At 70.4% G+C, this 18216-nt stretch carries 17 protein-coding genes; 11 read left to right on the top strand and 6 right to left on the bottom strand.

Annotated features, from left to right (window positions below; all coding sequences use genetic code 11):
• Positions 1–30: 30 nt before the first annotated feature.
• Entirely contained in the window at positions 31–1155 is a 1125-nt protein-coding gene (locus DKM19_RS48915) for an FAD-dependent oxidoreductase (protein ID WP_239514559.1), read from the bottom strand.
• A gap of 99 nt (positions 1156–1254) precedes the next feature.
• On the opposite strand from DKM19_RS48915, the gene DKM19_RS48910 reads away from it, so the two are divergent.
• A complete protein-coding gene (locus DKM19_RS48910; RefSeq protein ID WP_162642384.1) occupies positions 1255–1746 on the top strand; it encodes a hypothetical protein in 492 nt (163 codons plus the stop codon).
• 127 nt (positions 1747–1873) lie between these two features.
• Here the strand turns inward: DKM19_RS48910 and DKM19_RS48905 are convergent, their stop codons facing one another.
• On the bottom strand, positions 1874–3079 hold the full coding sequence (locus tag DKM19_RS48905; RefSeq protein WP_110705350.1) for a benzoate/H(+) symporter BenE family transporter: 1206 nt from the start codon (positions 3077–3079) through the stop codon (positions 1874–1876).
• A 145-nt stretch (positions 3080–3224) separates the two neighbouring features.
• Here DKM19_RS48905 and DKM19_RS48900 point away from each other — a divergent pair, with 145 nt between their 5' ends.
• Both DKM19_RS48900 and DKM19_RS48895 read left to right on the top strand, forming a co-directional pair.
• Positions 3225–3728: a helix-turn-helix domain-containing protein gene (locus DKM19_RS48900; RefSeq protein WP_239514003.1), complete on the top strand. Its 504-nt coding sequence runs from the start codon at positions 3225–3227 to the stop codon at positions 3726–3728.
• 272 nt (positions 3729–4000) lie between these two features.
• Positions 4001–5257: a nitrate/nitrite transporter gene (locus DKM19_RS48895; RefSeq protein WP_110705348.1), complete on the top strand. Its 1257-nt coding sequence runs from the start codon at positions 4001–4003 to the stop codon at positions 5255–5257.
• On the opposite strand, the gene DKM19_RS48890 is transcribed toward DKM19_RS48895, so the two are convergent.
• Positions 5254–5532: a hypothetical protein gene (locus tag DKM19_RS48890; protein ID WP_110705347.1), complete on the bottom strand. Its 279-nt coding sequence runs from the start codon at positions 5530–5532 to the stop codon at positions 5254–5256. The genes DKM19_RS48895 and DKM19_RS48890 overlap by 4 nt on opposite strands.
• Positions 5533–5637: 105 nt before the next feature.
• Positions 5638–6546: a LysR family transcriptional regulator gene (locus DKM19_RS48885; RefSeq protein WP_110705346.1), complete on the bottom strand. Its 909-nt coding sequence runs from the start codon at positions 6544–6546 to the stop codon at positions 5638–5640.
• A gap of 98 nt (positions 6547–6644) precedes the next feature.
• On the opposite strand from DKM19_RS48885, the gene DKM19_RS48880 reads away from it, so the two are divergent.
• The 5 genes from DKM19_RS48880 to DKM19_RS48860 all read left to right on the top strand — a co-directional run bounded on the left by DKM19_RS48880 (position 6645) and on the right by DKM19_RS48860 (position 11365).
• On the top strand, positions 6645–7010 hold the full coding sequence (locus DKM19_RS48880; protein ID WP_110705345.1) for a nuclear transport factor 2 family protein: 366 nt from the start codon (positions 6645–6647) through the stop codon (positions 7008–7010).
• A 267-nt stretch (positions 7011–7277) separates the two neighbouring features.
• Positions 7278–7952, top strand: coding sequence for an alpha/beta fold hydrolase (locus tag DKM19_RS48875; protein WP_110705344.1), 675 nt, complete (start codon positions 7278–7280; stop codon positions 7950–7952).
• A gap of 314 nt (positions 7953–8266) precedes the next feature.
• The gene (locus DKM19_RS48870; RefSeq protein WP_110705343.1) at positions 8267–9445 is read left to right on the top strand and encodes a YbfB/YjiJ family MFS transporter; all 1179 of its coding nucleotides are present in this window, start codon (positions 8267–8269) and stop codon (positions 9443–9445) included.
• A gap of 149 nt (positions 9446–9594) precedes the next feature.
• Positions 9595–10170: a TetR/AcrR family transcriptional regulator gene (locus DKM19_RS50455; protein ID WP_162642382.1), complete on the top strand. Its 576-nt coding sequence runs from the start codon at positions 9595–9597 to the stop codon at positions 10168–10170.
• Positions 10163–11365, top strand: a complete 1203-nt coding sequence (locus DKM19_RS48860; protein ID WP_110705342.1) for an FAD-dependent oxidoreductase — start codon at positions 10163–10165, stop codon at positions 11363–11365. The genes DKM19_RS50455 and DKM19_RS48860 overlap by 8 nt, the downstream gene beginning before the upstream one ends.
• Before the next feature lie 173 nt (positions 11366–11538).
• Here DKM19_RS48860 and DKM19_RS48855 read toward each other — a convergent pair whose 3' ends face one another.
• Complete coding sequence (locus tag DKM19_RS48855) at positions 11539–12285, bottom strand: MBL fold metallo-hydrolase (protein WP_110705341.1); 747 nt, start codon at positions 12283–12285, stop codon at positions 11539–11541.
• Between the two features lie 179 nt (positions 12286–12464).
• On the opposite strand from DKM19_RS48855, the gene rho reads away from it, so the two are divergent.
• From rho to DKM19_RS48835, 3 genes are all read left to right on the top strand, one after another.
• Complete coding sequence (rho, locus tag DKM19_RS48850) at positions 12465–13628, top strand: transcription termination factor Rho (protein WP_110705340.1); 1164 nt, start codon at positions 12465–12467, stop codon at positions 13626–13628.
• Between the two features lie 346 nt (positions 13629–13974).
• Entirely contained in the window at positions 13975–14850 is an 876-nt protein-coding gene (locus tag DKM19_RS48840; protein ID WP_110706530.1) for a putative RNA methyltransferase, read from the top strand.
• A gap of 131 nt (positions 14851–14981) precedes the next feature.
• The gene (locus DKM19_RS48835; protein ID WP_110705339.1) at positions 14982–16748 is read left to right on the top strand and encodes a prolyl oligopeptidase family serine peptidase; all 1767 of its coding nucleotides are present in this window, start codon (positions 14982–14984) and stop codon (positions 16746–16748) included.
• Positions 16749–16752: 4 nt separating this feature from the next.
• Here the strand turns inward: DKM19_RS48835 and DKM19_RS48830 are convergent, their stop codons facing one another.
• Entirely contained in the window at positions 16753–18204 is a 1452-nt protein-coding gene (locus tag DKM19_RS48830; RefSeq protein ID WP_239514002.1) for a PP2C family protein-serine/threonine phosphatase, read from the bottom strand.
• Between the last annotated feature and the right edge of the window lie 12 nt (positions 18205–18216).

Here is an 18216-nt window from a genome sequence, read left to right as displayed (position 1 = left end):
TTCCCCCGGGAGGCCGTACCGAGGTGATTCCTAGGCTGCGGGGACAACCGGGGCGTCGGGGGCAAAAGAGACATCCGAAGCGGCGGAGGCGCTCGAGACCACGTCACGAGAGACCCCCGCCTCCGGAGCCGCGAGGAGGCGCCGGATGTGCTGGACGGCGGTACGGCCCGCACGGTTGGCCCCGATGGTGCTGGCAGACGGGCCGTACCCGACCAGGTGGACACGGGGGTCCAGAACGGCCCGGGTGTCCTCGACCCGGATGCCGCCGCCGGGCTCGCGCAGGTGCAGCGGGGCAAGGTGGTTGATGACCGGGCGGAAGCCGGTGGCCCACAGGATCACGTCGGCCTCGACCAGGCGGCCGTCGTCCCAGGCGACGCCCTCGGGGACGATCCGGTCGAACATCGGCAGCCGGTCCAGGATCCCGGCCGCCATGGCCGCCTTCACCGCCGGGTTCACCGGGTAGCCGGTGGAGGCCCCGATGACGCTCCCCGGCGGCAGCCCCGCGCGGACACGGGCGTCCACCCTGGCGACGGTCTCGCGGCCGGCTTCCTCGTTGAAGACCCCCTCCTTGAAGACGGGAGGGCGCCGGGTGACCCAGGTGGTCGTGGTGATCTCCGCGATCTCCATCAGAAGCTGGATGCCCGAGGCTCCGGCGCCGACCACCACCACGTGCTTGCCCGCGAACTCCTCCCGGGTGGTGTAGTCGGCGGTGTGGAGCTGCCGTCCGCGAAAAGACTCCTGGCCCGGGTATCGCGGCCAGAACGGGCGGTCCCAGGTGCCGGTGGCGTTGATCAGGGCACGGGCCGACCAGTCTCCGGCCGAGGTCTCCACCAGCAGCCGCCCGTCCTGCCCCTCCCTCACGGACCGCACCCCGACCGGGCGGCGCACGGGCAGGTCGAAGGCCCGCTCGTAGGCGGCGAAGTATTCGGAGACGACCTCCGAGGACGGCCGGGTCGTGTCGGCGACGCCCAGCGGCAACCCCGGCAGGTCGTGCACGCGATGCGTGGCGCCGAGGGTGAGGGACGGCCAGCGGAACTGCCAGGCGCCGCCGGGACGCGGAGAGCGGTCGAGCACCACGAAGCCCAGCCCGGACCTGCTGAGAAAGTAGGCGCTGGAGAGGCCGGCCTGCCCCGCCCCGATGACCACGACGTCGATGTTCGCCACGTTTCCTGGCAACTATCCGCGCCCGATGAATAATCCCGCATTTACAGGGCAGCAGTGGCTACCAACACACGCAGCCTGAGTTGAGGTCACATGATAGTACTGGGACTTCTCTTGATCGTCCTCGCGGGAGCAACCGTGATCGCGGTCTCCTGGGATGAGACCGCGGCATCGACCGCCACCGCATCGTTCACGATCTTCGACCGTACGGTCCAGCTCTCCCAGCTGGAGCTCTTCTTCGCCGGTGTCGCCGTGGGAGCCGTCTTCCTGCTCGGCCTGATGATCATGTTCGCCGGGATGCGCCGCTCCTCCGCGCAGCGCCGCAAGCTCCGTTCCTCCCGTTCGGAGGCGCGTGACCGCGTCGCCCTCCTGGAGAAGGAGAAGCAGGAGCTGGAGCGCAAGCTCGAGGAGACCCCGGAGGTCGTCCCCGTGGCCGCCGCGGCCCCCGTGGTCGACCGCGATCACGACGGCGTCGACGATCGCGTCGAGACGACGGCACCCCACCCCCACGTCGAGGTGCCCAGCCAGCCCGCCACCGACGAGCTCGTGGCCGGTCGCCGCGGGCGTCTGAGCAACCGCCGATAACCGCAGACGGTCCCGGGCACATCCGGGTAACCGCTGCCAGACGCACATCGTTCGCTCTGCCTTTCCGCCGGTACGGCATACATGCCGTACCGGCGGAGTCATGTCCGCACGAAAACGCCGCCCGCACTCATTCCCCGGACACGGCCGGCTCCGGCACGGCCTGTTCCTCGGATACGGGCCGCGAGACCTTCCTCCGGCGGTGCAGGAGCATCATGAGTCCTCCCGCGACGAGTCCCCAGAAGGCGGCGCCCACTCCGAGCAGGGTCAGCCCCGACGCGGTGACCACGAAGGTGATCACCGCGGCCTCCCTGCCCTCGGGTTCGGCGATGGCCGCGGTGATCGCCGAGGCGAGTGCGCCGATCAGGGCGAGACCGGCGACGGCCTCGATGAGCACCGGGGGCGAGAGCAGGACCAGCGCGGTGGCCAGTCCCGAGCCGATCCCAAGGACGATCATCGAGGCCCCGGCGGTGACCGAGGCGATCCACCGGCGGCCGGGGTCGGGGTCGGCGTCGGGACCGGCGCTCAGGGCCGCGGTGATGGCGGCCAGGTTCACCGCATGCCCTCCCAGAAGGGCCCCGAGGGTGCTGGCCAGGCCCGTGGAGAGAAGGATCCCGCGCAGCGGCGGGCGGTAGCCGTACCCCGCCAGGACCGCCATGCCCGGCACGTTCTGCGAGGCCATCGTGACGAGGAACAGCGGGAGCGCGATGCTGATCATCGCCTGGGCGTTCCAGGACGGCAGGGTCGGCTCGATCACCGGGCGCACGTCCACCGCCCCCAGCCCCGGCCCGGTCAGCGCGATCGCCACGACGGCGACCAGCAGGGCCCCCGGGACCGCCCACTTGCGGGCGAAGCGGCTCAGCAGCGCCCAGGTGAGCACGGCGGGACCGGCCATCAGCGGCACCTCCGCGAGCGCCCTGACCGGTGCGACACACAGGTTGAGCAGGACTCCTGCGAGCATGGCGCCCGCGATCGGGGTGGGGATGGCCGCGATCCATCGGCCCAGCGTGGGGAAGAGCCCCGCGGCGATGATGAGCAGCCCCGAGACCACGAACGCGCCGACCGCGACGGGAAACCCTCCCTCGACGGCACCTGTCGCGACCAGCAGCGCCGCTCCCGGTGTGGACCAGGCGATGGTGATCGGCACGCGCTGCCGCAGACCCAGCCAGATGGCGACCACGCCGATCGCCACGCAGAGCACGAGCAGCCCCGAAGTCGCCTGCCGCTGGTCGGCGCCGACCGCGCGCAGCCCGGCCAGAACCACGGCGAAGGAGCTGGCGAAGCCGACGAGTGCGGTCACCACCCCCGCCAGAATCGGCTGAAGCAGACGTGTCATCCTCGCCGCCCCTTCCCTGGCTCACCGGTCATCCCGGCGCGTCACGGGCCGTTCCGTATATGGAACGGTCATCGTGATGCACCATAGCTTCATGGACTCCGGCCGACAAACCCCCCGTCCAGCCCTGGAAACCGGCACTCATGACGTGGGGCGGAGGATCCGCCTGCTGCGCCAGGAACGCGGCATCTCCCTGTCGGAGCTCGCCCGCCGGGCGGGCATCGGCAAGGCCACCCTGTCCGGCCTGGAGAACGGCTTCCGCAACCCCACCCTCGAAACGCTCTGGGCGATCACCGCCGAACTCGGCGTCCCGTTCGCCTCGCTCCTCGCCGCCGACACGGCCCCGGTGATTCACGGCACGGCCGTCGAGGCCGCGCTGCTCCAGGTCTTCGAGGACGAGTCCGTCACCTACGAGCTCTACCGGCTGGTGATCCCCGCGGGCTCCACGCAGGTGTCCCCCGCCCACCACGAAGGCGTCACCGAGCACATAACGATCTTCGCGGGGACGCTGAGCGCCGGCCCGGTGAACACGCCCCTCCTGGCCGGAGCGGGCGAGCACATCACCTGGCGGTCGGACGTCCCCCACACCTACGCCGCGGTCGGCGACGAGGCCGTTCAGGCCAGCCTGCTGATCCGCTACCCGCGTCCTTGACGTCCTCCCCGGCTGTGAAACCCGGGGATCTCAGCGTCCGGCCTTCCAGCCAGGCCTGTCGGTTCGTGGCCCACCGGCCCGGGCAACCCCGAAGCCTCCCCCTGCCCCGAGCAGGGAATTCACCCTGGATATCCGGATCGCTCCAATTTCTACGGGCCCATTCATGGCCTTTCCTCAGGCCCATCCCTGGCACCCCGCGCGAACTCCTCATCTCCGGGCACACCTAAGACCCCATTACGTCATGAAAAATACCTAAAAGTAATATTCATCCCATGACGCCACGGTCCAAGGCAGTTCTCTTCTGGGCCACCGGTGTATCGGCCTACATCATCGCGGTATTCCACCGTCAGTCCCTCGGCGTCGCCGGCATCGAGGCCGCGGCGAGGCTCGACGTCGGCGCGGCCGGGCTCGCAGTACTGGCCATGCTGCAACTGCTGGTCTACGCGGCCATGCAGGTGCCCGTCGGAGTGCTCGTCGACCGGCTCGGGTCCAAGCGCATGCTGGTCATCGGGGCCGCCGTGATGGCCTGCGGCGAGCTCGTCTTCGCGCTGGCAGGCGGGCTGCTGCCGGGGATCGCGGGCAGGGCGCTGATCGGCTGCGGCGACGCGATGACGTTCATCAGCGTGATCCGCCTGGTCAACCTCTACTTCCCCGCCCACCGCAACCCGGTGATGGTCCAGCTCACCGGCCTGCTCGGCCAGCTCGGCGCGATCGCCTCAACGGTGCCCCTGATCCACTCCCTCCACGCCTACGGCTGGACGCCCACCTTCCTCGGCGCCGCCGTCCTGGGCGTCGTGTCGGTGTTCCTGGTGCTCACGGTGCTGGGCGACTCCCGCCCCGAACGGACCGGAGAGCCACCAAGCCTCAGGGCCGCCTGGGCCGAACCCGGGACCCGGCTGGGCATGTGGACCCATGCGGCCACCCAGTGCTCGGCGGCGGCCTTCCTCCTGCTGTGGGGATATCCGTTCCTGGTCCAGGGCCAGGGTCTGGATCCCTCGACGGCGGGCCTGCTGCTGACGACGCTGACCGTGTGCGGCATGGTGTGCGGGCCGCTGCTCGGCTATCTCGCCGGGCGGTTCCCCTTCCACCGTTCCCGGATGGTGCTCATCGTGATCGGCAGCACCGCCGGAGCGTGGACCGCCGTACTGCTCTGGCCGGGCCGGGCGCCGCTCTGGCTCCTCTTCCTGCTGGTGGCGGCGCTCGCGGTCAACGGTCCCGGATCGATGATCGGCTTCGACTACGCCAGGACCTTCAACCCGGCCGCCCGGATCGGCGCGGCCACCGGCATCGTGAACGGCGGCGGCTTCGTCGCGTCCGTGTCGGTGATCGCTCTGATCGGCGTCACCCTCGACCTGCTGGGGGAGACCACCCTGGACACCTTCCGGTGGGCGTTCGCCGTGCAGTATCCGATCTGGGCGCTGGGCGCGGTCCAGGTCCTCCGCTACCGCGGCAAGACCAGACGCCTGCTCCTCGACCAGGCGGCACCCGAACCCGCCCCCGGCCACCAGGTGGCACCCGAAACGGCCTAGAGGTCGCCGAGCTCACCGAGCGGTTTTGTCCAGTAGTCCTTGTTCACGGGCTCGCCCTCGATGAGGGCGAGCGTGTCGGAGGCGGCGCGGCCGGGGTCGATGGCGGCGTGCATGATCTGAGTGAAGACCTTGTACGCCTCGTCGTCGCCGGGCCGTATCTGGCCGCGCTCGATGAGGCGGTACCAGTACTTCTGCTCGATCTCGATGCGGTCGAGAAGCTGTTCGCGGTTGAGGGTGCGGGCTTCCTCGATGGTGAGTCGTTTGAAGCGTGGCATGGGGTGATTGTTACATCCGGCCCGTCTGATCGCCGGAGCCATCGCGCGATGACGCCCGAGCGTCCGTCTCCGAGCGGACGCGCCTCGACGCCGAGCGGGGGCGCCTCAGCCCCGGGCAGGGGCATGCCCGGGGCCGGGCTCGGCGAACGCCCTCCGGCTGTGCGCGAGCAGCTCGCGCACCGCGGGGTTGTGCGTGCTCCTCCAGGTCAGGGCGAGCAGGGCGGGCGTTTCGACGTCGTCGACGGTGAGGGCGGTGAGCCGGTCGCGATAGCGCTCCGCCATCGAGGCGCTGAGGATGGCGACGGCGAGCCCGCGGGTGGCGAGGTCGGCGATGGCGTCCGCGGCGCTGGCCTGCAGCGCGATCACCGGTTGGAGGCCCTGCGCCGCGCAGGCCTGGTCGAACACCGTACGCAGGCCGGTGCCGGGTGGCATGCACGCGATCGGGTGGGCGCTCAGGTCGCGCAGGGTTACCCGCGACCGCTCCGCCAGGGGGTGCCCGGCCGGGACCGCCGCGACGAGCCGCTCGCTGATGATCGTCAGCGCGTCCAGCCCGTCGGGGGCGGCGGTCGCGGTCCCGATGAGGGCCAGGTCGACGGTGCCGTCGCGCACCCCCTCGACGAGCCGGTCGGAGTTGTCCTCCAGCAGGGAGATCTCCACACCGGGATGCGCCCGGTGGAAGGCGGCGAGGGCGTCGAACAGCGGTGTGACGGTGCAGCCGATGATCATCCCGACGACGAGCCGGCCCCGGATCAGGCCGGTCACCTCGCCCACCGCCTGGCCGAGTGCCGCGGTGGCGGCGAGCGCGGCACGGGCGTGTTCGAGCGCGGCCTTTCCCGCGACGGTGAGGGTGGCGGTGCGCGCCGATCGGTCGAACAGCTCGGCGCCGAGCTCGCGTTCGAGCTGGCGGATCTGGGCGCTGACGCCGGACTGGCTGATGTGCACCCGCTCGGCCGCCCGGGTGAAGTTTCGCTCCTCGGCGACCGCGACGAAGTATTCCAGCTGCCTCAGTTCCATAACTGGGGATTCTAGTTCCTAGCAGATCCATCTGTTGGACTTCTGACCGGTGGGCGACCACGCTGGGAGATGTCAAAGCCCGACCCCAAGGAGGAACCATGCCGGAGTACGAGAAGGCCATGCGGCCCGAAGACCTCACCCGCCTGTTCGTCGAGCGGTCCAATGCCGGAGACGCGGCCGGAGTGGCCGAACTCTACGAAGAGGACGCGGTGATGGCCTACCCGCCGGGCGGCCAGACGGTGGGCCGGGAGGCGATCCGCGCGCTGTGGGAGAAGGTGCTGGCGGGCCGCCCCCACTTCGAGCCGGAACAACCGCTGCCGACGCTGACGAGCGGCGACCTCGCCCTCACCTCGACCCCGCCGAAGGACGGGACCGGCGCCCGCGCGCAGGTCGTCCGGCGCCAGCCCGACGGAAGCTGGCTGCGCCTGCTCGACCAGCCCGAGTTCGTCCCTCCCACCCCCTGAACCACCCACCTCCCGACGCGACGAACGGCCCCTGGCCGGGCCCGACAAACCCGGGTGGGGGCCAGGTCCGACAGACCCGGACGAGGTCGGGTCCGACAAACCCGGGTGGGGCCGGGCCCGACGAACCCGAGCAGGGGTCAGGCCCGACAAACCCAGGTGGAGGCTGGATCCGACGAACCCGGGTGGGGGTCAGGCCCGACAAACCCGACCGGACACTCATCCATCGATGCGGTGATAACGCCCGCAACCGATACAAGGAGCACAATCTTGGCGACCTTCGTTCTCGTTCCCGGCATGTGCCATGGCGGCTGGAGTTACGAGCCCCTCACCGAACTGCTACGCCTTCACGGCCATCGCGCGTACCCGCTGACGTTGACCGGGCTCAGCGAGCGCGGCCACCTGCTGAACGCGGGGGTGAACCTCGAAACGCATGTCCGGGACGTGGTCGGCCTGCTGGAGGCCGAAGAGATCGAGGACGCGGTGCTGGTCGGCCACAGCTACGGGGGAATGGTGATCACCGGGGTCGCGGACCGCGTGCCGGAGCGGGTGGACTCCTTGGCGTACCTGGACGCCGTCGTGCCGCAGCATGGCGACTCCTGCTGGACCCTGGTCTCCGACCAGGAACGGAAATGGTATTCGGACGTGGCGGAGACCGGCTACTCGGTGCGGCCGCTACCCTTCTTCGATTCACGCGCCACGCCCCATCCGCTCGCCTCGCTGCTCCAGTCGATCCGGCTCACCGGCGACCTCGCGCGGTTCCGTCGCAGGGACTACGTGTACGCGGCTGGGTGGGACGGCCAGTCGCCGTTCACTCCCATCTACCAGCGGTTGCGTGACGACCCGCTGTGGACGACCCACGCACTGGACAGCAGGCACAACCTCATGCGGGACGCGCCGGAGGATCTGCTGAAGATCCTTCTTGAGGCCGTTCAACCCGGCTGATCACTGCTCAGCCCGATTCCTTCGCTCAGCGGCCCCGGCCGGGACCGTCGACCGATTCCTTCACCCGGTGACCCTGGCTGAACCGTCGACCGATTCCGTCGCCCGGCGGCCCCGGCCGGCCGTCGGCCGATACCGGCATCCGCCAACGGCGGATTCGCCATGCCCAGCACGTCGTTCACGCGCCTGCCATACGCCGTGACGTCAGAAAAAAGGAACTCTGTGACAGATCGGACCGCATTCGCAACCGGCCGTCCCCTGCCGGACCACCACGTGACCCCGGCACGTACGGTGTCGAACCCCCTGGCGCGACACCGATGAGGCCACCGGAGTGGCAGGCGGTGCGACTGGCCCTCGGTACCGCTTCGGCGCTCGGACTCGCGCGCTTCGCGTACGGGCTACTCGTCCCGGCGATGCGCGGTGACCTCGGCTGGAGCCTGGCCGAAGCCGGAGCGATGAGCACCGCCAACGGTCTCGGTTACCTCGCCGGCGCGCTGGTGACCGCCGTCGTCGTCCGCCGGCTGGGCACCGCCGCCACCTTCCGGTGGGGGATGATCCTCACCGCGGTGGCACTGGCCGCCACCGCGGTCAGCGACGACTACCCGGTGCTGCTGGCCGCACGGGCCGCCGCCGGGGCGGCGGGGGCACTGGTGTTCATCACCGGCGGTGTGATCGCCTCGCGCATCGCCACCCGTGTCTCCTCGACCGCGCCCATCACCGTCTACTTCGCCGGCACCGGGCTGGGCATCGCCTTCAGCGGCGTGACCGTCCCGATGCTGAGCCATCACTGGCACGTCGCCTGGATCGCCCTGAGCGCCGCGGCCGGCCTGGCGGCAATCGCCGGCTGGACCGCCGCGCGCACGGACGAGGACAGGCCCGTCGCCGCCACCGCCGGGCGTGCGCGGGTGCGTCCGCTCCGGCGGACCGCTCTCGCGTACCTGCTGTTCTCCGCCGGCTACATCTCCTACATCACCTTCCTGTCCGTATATCTCGCCGACCAGCACGCGTCACCCGCCCAGGTGGTGCTCACCTGGGCCTCGCTCGGCCTCGCCGTGGTGGCGGCGCCCGCACTGTGGGGCCGTCCGACCACCAACTGGTCCGGCACCCGGACCCTCGCCACGTTGCTGGGCGTCCTCGGTGGCGCGGCGGCGCTCGCCCTGTCCACGCCCTCACCGCCCGTCATCATCGCCTCCGCGATCGTTTACGGGGCGACGTTCATGGGCGTTCCCGCCGCCGTCACCGCGCTGATCCGGGACAACACCCCACCCGCCGACTGGACCGCCACCCTGGCCGCCTTCACCGTGCTGTTCGCGGCCGGTCAGACCGCCGGCCCCTGGATCGCGGGCATGCTCGCCGATCACACCTCGACCGACGCCACCCTGGCCTGGACCGCCGTTCTCTGCGCCGCCGCGGCCGTGATCGCCGCGACCGAACGGACCCGACCGCGGAGCACGCCCCGCCGAGACACCCGATCGAAAACCCCACCACGGCGTTGAAGCGCTCCGGAGAACGAGGGCAGGCAACTTGGGCGGAGCGCATACCCGTTGGTCGCGGCGGATACCGCGGCGACCTCCCACAGGCTGGATCTTGTCGGCGCCGTCGTGCTATAAATTCATTGAATAAACGTTTAATCAATGGAGGGCGCGTGACACGGACACGGCGAGAGCAGGCGGAGTGGCGGCGCGAGCGGTTGCTGGACGCGGCGCTGGACGTCTTCGCGGAAAAGGGAGTCGACGGCGCCTCGGTCAAGGATGTCGCGCAGGCCGCGCAAGCGACCCCCGGCCTGCTCTATCACTACTTCGACAGCAAGGAAGCCCTGGTCGCCGCCCTGCTGCGCGAGCGCGGCTTCATCTCCCAACTGCGCGAGGCGCTGGCGCGCGACAGCGGCGACCAGCCGGCACTCGAAGTGCTGACCGGGCTGATGAGTGAGTTCGACCGGTTGCTGGCCGACAACGCCAAGCTCGTCTCACTGTTCTTCGGCTCCGCCCACGCGGGGGCCGAACTACGCGAACTCGTCGCCGAGGGACAGCGGCAGATCGGCGGCTTCCTCGCGGCGCGGGTCGCGGCGGGCGAGCTGCGCCCCCATGACACCCGGACCGCGGCGACCATGCTGCTGGCAACGGTGGCGATCGGCCGCAGGACCCAGGCCCCTGTCGACGTGACCGCGCTGGTCCGGATCCTGCTCACCGGCCTGACCTCAGGAGAGCCGGATCGTGACTGATACGTCGACCCGGTGCTGCGTGGTCGGCGGCGGCCCCGCCGGCATGATGCTCGGCCTGCTGCTGGCCCGCCAGGGCATCGAGGTGACCGTGCTGGAGAAGCACGCCGACTTCCTTCGCGATTTCCGGGGGGACACCGTCCACCCGTCGACACTCGAACTCATCGCCGAACTCGGTTGGATCGAGGAGTTCCTGACCCTGCCGCATACCGAGATGCGTGAGGTCACCGTCAGCATGGGCGGCAGGGCCGTCACCTTCGCCGACTTCAGCAGGTTGAAGGTGCGCTGCCCCTACATCGCGTTCATGCCGCAGTGGGACGTGCTCGACTTCCTCGCCCGCAAGGCCGCCGCCTATCCCGGCTTCCGGCTGCTGCGCGACACCGAGATGACCGGCCTGCTCCTTGAGGACGGCCGGGTGGCCGGTGTACGCGCCCACACCCCCGCCGGGCCGCTGGAAGTGCGGGCCGACCTCGTCGTCGCGGCCGACGGCCGCCACTCGACCACCCGCGTGGCGGCGGGACTGGAGCCGGCCGCGGGCTCCCCGCCCATGGACGTGCTGTGGTTTCGCCTGCCCCGCCACCATGGCGATGAAGTGCCGTTCTTCCAGGGCGGCCACGGCACGCTCATCTCGATCGACCGCGGCGACTACTGGCAGCTCGCCTACACCATCCCCACCGCCGCCTATCCCGAACTGCGCCAGGCGGGCCTGGCCGCCTTCCACGACAGGATCGCCAGGCTCGCGCCCGACCTGTCGGATCGCGTCGCCCTGATCGACGACTGGCGGCACCTGCACCAGCTCACGGTCAGGGTCGACCGGCTCAAGACATGGCACCGGCCAGGGCTGCTGTTCATCGGCGACGCGGCCCACGCGATGTCGCCGGCCGGCGGCGTCGGCATCAACCTCGCCGTGCAGGACGCGGTCGCCACCGCCAACCTCCTGGGACCCGTGCTCGGCACACGACGGCCGGACGAGCGCGACCTGGCGCGGGTGCAGGCCAGACGCGAACAACCGACCAGGATCACCCAGGCCTTTCAGCTCGGCATCCTGCGCGACCTCTATCCCAAGGACCTGGCCGACGACACCGCCGAGCACGTGCCGCCCATCTTCACCGCCTTCAGAGCGCTGCCCCCGCTGCGCCACGTGATGGGCCGCTTCATCGGGCTGGGTGTACGCCAGGAGCACATCACCCGCACCTGAATCGCCCCGGATCGGGATCGCCGTAGTAGATGCGTGCCTGACCAACAGCGGGCTGCCGCAAGCCGAGGAGCATGGAGCGACGCCCCGGCCCCCTGCCGGAAACCGAGCGTCTCGACTCCTCGCGCCGGTGAACGGCCACCGTGCCGACGGGGCCGTACACCGTGCGCCTCCCGTCAGAGGATCCTGGTGAACGGCTCGGCGAAGTGGGCGGTGGCGATCGTTCCCCGCTCCGCTCTGACCCGGTCCAGCAACTCCGCCCGCGTGGTCGCGGCGAGCTCGGGGTCGTCGTCGTAGAGGTAGGTCACCCGGGGATCGCTCAGCTGCACCGGGTGCAGCACCACGTCTCCGGTCAGCACCAGGTCGCCGACCTGGACGACCTGGTGGCCCGGGGTGTGCCCCGGCGCGAGGAGCGCCCGGATGCCGGGGAGCACGTCCGAGTGCCCGTCCACCACCTGGAGCCGCTCACCCAGCGGCCGGATGACATGGTCGAGGACCTCCTCGGCGGCCGCGTCGACCTCGGCCCGCTGGAGGACGTACCGGGCATTGGGGAAGGCCGGTGACCCGTCGATCACGGCCCCGCCCGCGTGGTCGCTGTGCAGGTGCGTGATGACCACCGCGTCCACCTTCTCCGGCGCCACCCCGACCCGTGCGAGCTCGTCGCCGAGAACTCCGGGAACCGGCGCCCAGCTCGCCGCGGGCGAGTTCTCGGGACCGATTCCGGTGTCCACCAGCACCGTCCGGCCCGCCGCGTCGCGCAGCAGGTAACAGTGGAAGTGCAGGACCCACTCGTCCGGCTCCCCGTGGCAGCCTCCGGGGAACATCTCCGGCAGCGGGCGCCGGATCGAGTCACCCATCGGCCCCACGGCGTCACACAGCGGGAACACCTCGACCCCGGCGACTGTTATGGACTGATGTGGCATCCGTTCTCCTGTTCGGAATGGATTGACGATGCTACGGTGATATCGGGTGTGACGCACTGCTGGCTAGGCCGCGTGCGATGTTCCACCCCGTTTCTCTCGATACCGCCCCTTTTCAGGCATGCGGTTCGCCCCCCGTGAAAGGTCACTTTTGACCTTTCACCCCCTGTGAAAGGTCATCAATGACCGTCGAAACACCCATCAAGAAATCCTCGCGTCCTCGCGAGAGCCCTCCCAGACTGCCCCGTCCCCGCGAGAGCGATGCCCCGGTCGATACCGTGGCCGGCCTGCTCGATGTCCACGACAAGACCGGCTATATCAGGACCTCCGGCTACCTGCCCGGTCCCGGCGACGTGCGCGTTCCCCACTCCCAGATCAGGCAGTACGGCCTGCGCCCCGGCGACCACGTCGTCGCCACCGCGCGCAAGCCGTACGAGAAGCTGATCGACGTGGAGACCGTCAACGGCGTCGCCGACTGGCGGCGCAGACCCGACTTCGCGGACATGACCCCGATCCACCCGCGCGACCGGCTCCGCCTGGAGACCGGCTCGGTGACCGGCAGGGTCGTCGACCTGTTCGCCCCGATCGGCAAGGGCCAGCGCGGCCTGATCGTCGCCCCGCCCAAGGCCGGCAAGACCATGATCCTGCAGGACCTGGCCGCCGCGATCACCCGCAACCACCCGGACTGCCACCTCATGGTCGTGCTCGTCGGCGAGCGCCCCGAGGAGGTCACCGAGATGCGCGAGTCCATCCACGGCGAGGTGGCCGCGTCCACGTTCGACCGCCCCGACCGCGACCACACCGTCGTCGCGGAACTCGCCGTCGAACGCGCCAAGCGCCTCGCCGAGGCCGGGCACGACGTCGTCCTCCTGCTGGACTCCCTCACCCGCCTCGCCCGCGCCTACAACAACCTCGCCCCCGGCGGCGGACGCACCCTCGCCGGTGGCATCGACGCCTCGGCTCTTCTTCCCCCGCGCCGCTTCTTCGGCGCCGCACGCAACCTGCGCGACGGCGGTTCGCTGACGATCCTCGCCACCGCCCTGGTCGAGACCGGCTCCCGGATGGACGACACCCTCTTCGAGGAGTTCAAGGGCACCGGCAACATGGAGCTGCGCCTCAGCCGCGCCCTCGCCGACAAGCGCCTCTACCCCGCCGTGGACCTCGACGCCTCCGGCACCCGGCGCGAGGAGATCCTCCTCGACCCGCTGGAGCACCGGCTGACCTGGCGGCTGCGCCGCACCCTGGGAGGCCTGGAGAAGCAGCAGGCCCTGGAGCTCCTCACCGACAGGCTCCGGGAGACCCCCTCCAACGCCGCCTTCCTCCAGCAGATCCAGCAGACCGCCTGAGCTGCACTCAACTCCCCAGAACCGGCAGCCGCCTCAGATCCTTGGTGAGGAGCACGAGATGGAGAGGGTCCGTCGGACTGCATTCGAACTCGGCGATGCGGGCATGGAAATCACGGGCCGACTCGTTCTCACAGTGAATCAATAGCGCCCGAACGCCTATCTGGCCGGCCGCGTTTCCCACCCTGCGCAATACGTCGACCACGAGAGCCTGCCCAAGCCCGAATCCAATTTCTCCATGATCGTCGCCGTCCCCCGGATGCCGGAAACGGACTGGCCATGGACGACCGTGGGCGCCGGCGTTCGGAGCGGCAGGCGGACCACGTCCCGAAGCAGGGATGATAGGGACATGCTGGCTGACGTCGTCGACTACCTTGCCTGCCCGGTCTGCGGCGACGGGCTGAGCCTGGACGGCCCGGTCGTCAGGTGCCTCCAAGGACATGGCTTCGACGTGGCCAGGCAGGGATACGTCAGCCTGCTGACCGGCTCCCAGGCGCCCGGCACGGCCGACAGCACCGCCATGGTGGCCGCCAGGGAGGCCTTTCTCGGGGCCGGCCACTTCGACCCCCTGGCGGAGGCGGTCGCAAGCGCCTGCCGGACCGAGGCGAGGGTGGTCGCGGACGCGGGCGCGGGGACCGGGCACTACCTCAGCAGGGTGCTCGACCGTCTCCCCGAGGCCGTCGGGATGGCACTGGACGTGTCCAAGCACGCGATCAGGCGGGCGGCGCGGGCCCATCCACGGCTGGGGGCCGTGGTGGCCGACGTGTGGAGGCCGCTGCCCGTCCGCGACAACACGGTGGATGTCCTTCTTAATGTGTTCGCTCCGCGCAACGGGGCAGAGTTCGCCCGGGTGCTCAAGGACGACGGCGAGCTGATCGTGGTCACGCCCACCTCACGGCATCTCGCGCCCCTGGTCGAGCGCCTGGGGCTCCTCTCGGTGGACGAGTCGAAGGAACGACGGGTGGCGGAGAGTCTGAGCGACCATTTCCTCGAAGCCGGACGGAGCACTCACGAGTTCGAGATGGCCCTGGGGCACAAGACGATCGAGGCCGTCGTGGGAATGGGACCGAGCGCCTGGCACACAGATAGGGAGGTTATGCGACGAAAAATCACAGAACTCCCAGAAACAACCAATGTGGTCGCTTCTTTCCGTATGTCTATCTTTCAAACCCACCTCCGATCAAGTCGTGTGCTTGACAGCCACCTTCGTGGCACATGTTACTGATGTGACTTTTAGTCCGAAATTCCCAGACATTAGTGAAGCGAATAACCCTTGAAGACGACATACTGGACCGCAATCCGGCGAGCCCGCGCCAGGACGCGTAAAACCAATGCCTTGACGGAGGGAAGCGCCATATGAAGGCGGAGGAACGCTGGCAGGCCAGGTTCGGTGCGCCGCGCGTGACGCTGCCCGTGTGGGCACGCCAGGCTCCCGCCCGGGCCGTCTACCGCAGTAACGCCTCCGGTGCGTGGGAGGTCTACGTCTGGGACCGCGCGGCAGGCTCGGCGCGCCAGGCGACCGCGCGACCCAAGGGCACCTCGCACGGCGCGCTCGACCCCAACGGCCAGTGGATCTGGTGGTTCTCCGACACCGACGGCGACGAGTGGGGCCGCTGGATGCGCCAGCCCTTCGGCGGCGGTCCCGACGAGCCGGTCGACCTCGAACCCGGCTCTCCCGCGGGGATCGCGCTGTCCTCGACCGGCGAGGCGGCCATCGGCATGGCCAGGCCCGGCGGAGGGTTCACGATCTATCTCGTACGGCCCGGCGAGCCCGCACGTGTGATCTACGAGCACGCCGAGGCCGCCTCCGTCTCCGCGATCTCCCTGGACGGCTCGCTGATCGCGATCAGTCACAGCGAGCACGGCGACTCCCGGCACCCCGCGCTGCGGGTGCTCCGGCCGAACGGCGACCTCGTCGGCGACTTGTCCGACGGCCCCGGCAAGGGCGTTCTCGGCCTGCGCTTCGCGCCCCTGCCCGGCGACCGCCGGCTGCTCACCCTGCACGAGCGCAGGGGCCGCCGCGAGCCGCTGGTCTGGGATCCCGAGACCGGCGACCAGCGGGAGATCTGGCTGCGCGACCCCGGTGAGATCACCGCCGACTGGTACGACGACGGACGCTCGCTGCTCGTCATCCGGGCCAACCGCGGCCGCACCTACCTGACCCGCTACGACCTCCCCGGCGGCGGGCACTTCCCGATCGAGACCCAGCACGGCGTGATCGAGGCCGCCGCGCCCCGTCCCGACGGCTCCGTGGAGTATTCCTGGTCCAGCGGCGCCCACCCGCAGGTGATCCGGTCGACCAACGGCCACGTGGTGATGAACCACGGCGGGCCGATCTCCCCGCCGTCCGTCCCGGTGGAGGACGTCGACGTGGACGGTCCCGGCGGTCGCATCCACGCCCTGGTCTCCCGTCCCGAGCGCGGATCCGGGCCGTTCCCCGCGGTCTTCCTGCTGCACGGCGGGCCGTCCGCGCAGGACGACGACTCCTTCGTGCCCCAGGTGGCCGCGTGGGTGGACCTCGGCTTCGCGGTGGTGCGGGTCAACTACCGAGGCTCGACCGGGTACGGCTCCGCCTGGCGGGACGCCCTGAGCGGCGAGGTCGGGCACATCGAACTCGCCGACGTGGCCGCCGTCAGGGACGCCATGGTCGACCGCGGCGTCGTCGACCCGGACCGGCTGGTGCTGGCCGGCGCCTCGTGGGGCGGCTATCTCACCCTCCTCGGCCTGGGCACCCAGCCCAAGATGTGGGCGGCGGGCATCGCGACGGTGCCGATCGCCGACCATCTGGCCACCTACGAGGAGGAGACCGAGGCGCTGCGCGCCTACCACCGGGCACTGCTCGGCGGCTCTCCCGCCGAACAGCCGGAGCGCTACAGGAACTGCTCGCCGATCACCTACGTCGACCAGGTCGAGGCCCCGCTGCTGATCCTGGCCGGGGAGAACGACCCGCGCTGCCCGATCGGGCAGATCGAGACGTACGTGTCCCGGCTCACCGAGCGTGCTCATGATCACGAGGTGTACCGCTACGACGCGGGCCACGGCTCTCTGGTCGTCTCCGAGCGCATCGCGCAGATGTCGGCCCAGCTGGACTTCGCCCGCAAGCACGTGAAGACGGAGGCCTAGCAGGTCATCGGGCGCGGAGGACCACGATCGCCATGTCGTCCGCGCTCGGCTCGGGGGCGAAGTCCTGTACGGCACGGCGGATCCGCTCGGCGACCGCCCGCGCCGACAGGCCCACGCACTCGGCGAGCAGCTTGGCCAGACCCCCGTCGTCGTCGAGCAGGTGGCCGTTCCGGCGTCGCTCGGTCACCCCGTCGGTCACCGCGAGAAGGACGTCGCCGACGTCGAGATGGACCAGCTCCGCCTTGAAGGTCGCCTCGGGGAAGACGCCCAGCAGGGACTGGGAGGTCACCACGGTCTCCACGACGCCGCTGGGCCGCAGCCGCAACGCCTCGGGATGACCGGCGGAGACCACCCACACGTCCAGGCCGGTCGGCACCGGCGTGATCTCCCCGTGCAGCAGGGTCAGGAACCGGGCCCGCTCGCCCTCCTCCAGGATCGCCTGGTTGAGGCGGTCGAGGACGGCGGCCACGCCGTACCCCTCCCTGGAGAGCAGGCGCAGGGTGTGCCGGGCCAGGCCGGTGACCGCGGCGGCCTCGGGGCCGGTCCCGCAGACGTCGCCCACCGCGAACCGCCAGGAGTCGTCTCCCGCCGCGAACAGGTCGTAGAAGTCACCGCCGACCTCGTTGGTCTCCCCCGCGGGCTCGTAGACCACGGCGGAGTCGAGCCCGGGGATCTCGCCGGGCTCGTTCGGGGGCAGCAGGCTGCGCTGCAGCGCCCGGTTGGCCGCCGCCTGGGTGGCGTAGAGCCGGGCGTTGTCCATGGCGAGGGCCGCCCGGCGGCCGATGTCCTCGGCGTACTGGAAAATGTCCTCGGGGAACCGGTCGGGCCGTCCCAGGCACATCGTCCCCAGCACCCGCCCGCGCGCGAGGAGCGGGATCACCAGCATCTGGGAGTCGCCGAGCTGCGTCGAGCCGCCGGCCTGCGGGATCTGGATCGCGGCCAGCTCCTCGGCCAGCTCGTCGATGCGCCGCTCGTCGGTGTGCCACAGGTAGGCCGGGCGCTGCGGTCCGCCGCCGTCGGTCCAGGTGTAGACGGCGCACCAGGTGGCCAGCCGGGGCACCACGATCTGCGAGATGATCGCGGGCACCATGTCCGGGTTGAGGGTTCCGGCGAGCAGGTCGCTGGCGTCGGCGAGGAAACCCATCCAGATCGGCCCGCGGCTCGGCTCCTCCATGGACGACTCGGAGACCGTCCGACCCGCGAACTCGGGCAGTCGGAGCCTGGCCCAGTGGGTGCGGTGCTGCCCGGCGAAGGTGACGCCCCACTCCTCCACCGGAATACTGGGACCGCTGGGGCTTTTTTCCGGGGCGCTGTTCTGGCGCACCTCAACCCGGAGACCGTCGCCCAGATGGCTCCAGACGACCTCGAACGGCAGGTCGACCACCTGCGAAGCCAGCTCTCCCACCAGGCGGTCCGCCACTGTCAGCACGGACACGGCGGCCCAGGCGGTCAACACCTCGTTGGTGAA

Source organism: Streptosporangium sp. 'caverna', from assembly GCF_003203775.1.
Lineage (GTDB): Bacteria > Actinomycetota > Actinomycetes > Streptosporangiales > Streptosporangiaceae > Streptosporangium > Streptosporangium subroseum.
This window is presented reverse-complemented; position numbering and strand designations above follow the sequence as displayed.

Excerpts from the sequence above, each read along its gene's own strand:
- DKM19_RS48910 (WP_162642384.1), top strand. The coding sequence starts at position 1,255 with ATGATAGTACTGGGACTTCTCTTGATCGTCCTCGCGGGAGCAACCGTG.
- DKM19_RS48905 (WP_110705350.1), bottom strand. The coding sequence starts at position 3,079 with ATGACACGTCTGCTTCAGCCGATTCTGGCGGGGGTGGTGACCGCACTC.
- DKM19_RS48895 (WP_110705348.1), top strand. The coding sequence starts at position 4,001 with ATGACGCCACGGTCCAAGGCAGTTCTCTTCTGGGCCACCGGTGTATCG.
- DKM19_RS48890 (WP_110705347.1), bottom strand. The coding sequence starts at position 5,532 with ATGCCACGCTTCAAACGACTCACCATCGAGGAAGCCCGCACCCTCAAC.
- DKM19_RS48885 (WP_110705346.1), bottom strand. The coding sequence starts at position 6,546 with ATGGAACTGAGGCAGCTGGAATACTTCGTCGCGGTCGCCGAGGAGCGA.
- DKM19_RS48880 (WP_110705345.1), top strand. The coding sequence starts at position 6,645 with ATGCCGGAGTACGAGAAGGCCATGCGGCCCGAAGACCTCACCCGCCTG.
- DKM19_RS48870 (WP_110705343.1), top strand. The coding sequence starts at position 8,267 with ATGAGGCCACCGGAGTGGCAGGCGGTGCGACTGGCCCTCGGTACCGCT.
- DKM19_RS48855 (WP_110705341.1), bottom strand. The coding sequence starts at position 12,285 with ATGCCACATCAGTCCATAACAGTCGCCGGGGTCGAGGTGTTCCCGCTG.
- rho (WP_110705340.1), top strand. The coding sequence starts at position 12,465 with ATGACCGTCGAAACACCCATCAAGAAATCCTCGCGTCCTCGCGAGAGC.
- DKM19_RS48840 (WP_110706530.1), top strand. The coding sequence starts at position 13,975 with ATGCTGGCTGACGTCGTCGACTACCTTGCCTGCCCGGTCTGCGGCGAC.
- DKM19_RS48835 (WP_110705339.1), top strand. The coding sequence starts at position 14,982 with ATGAAGGCGGAGGAACGCTGGCAGGCCAGGTTCGGTGCGCCGCGCGTG.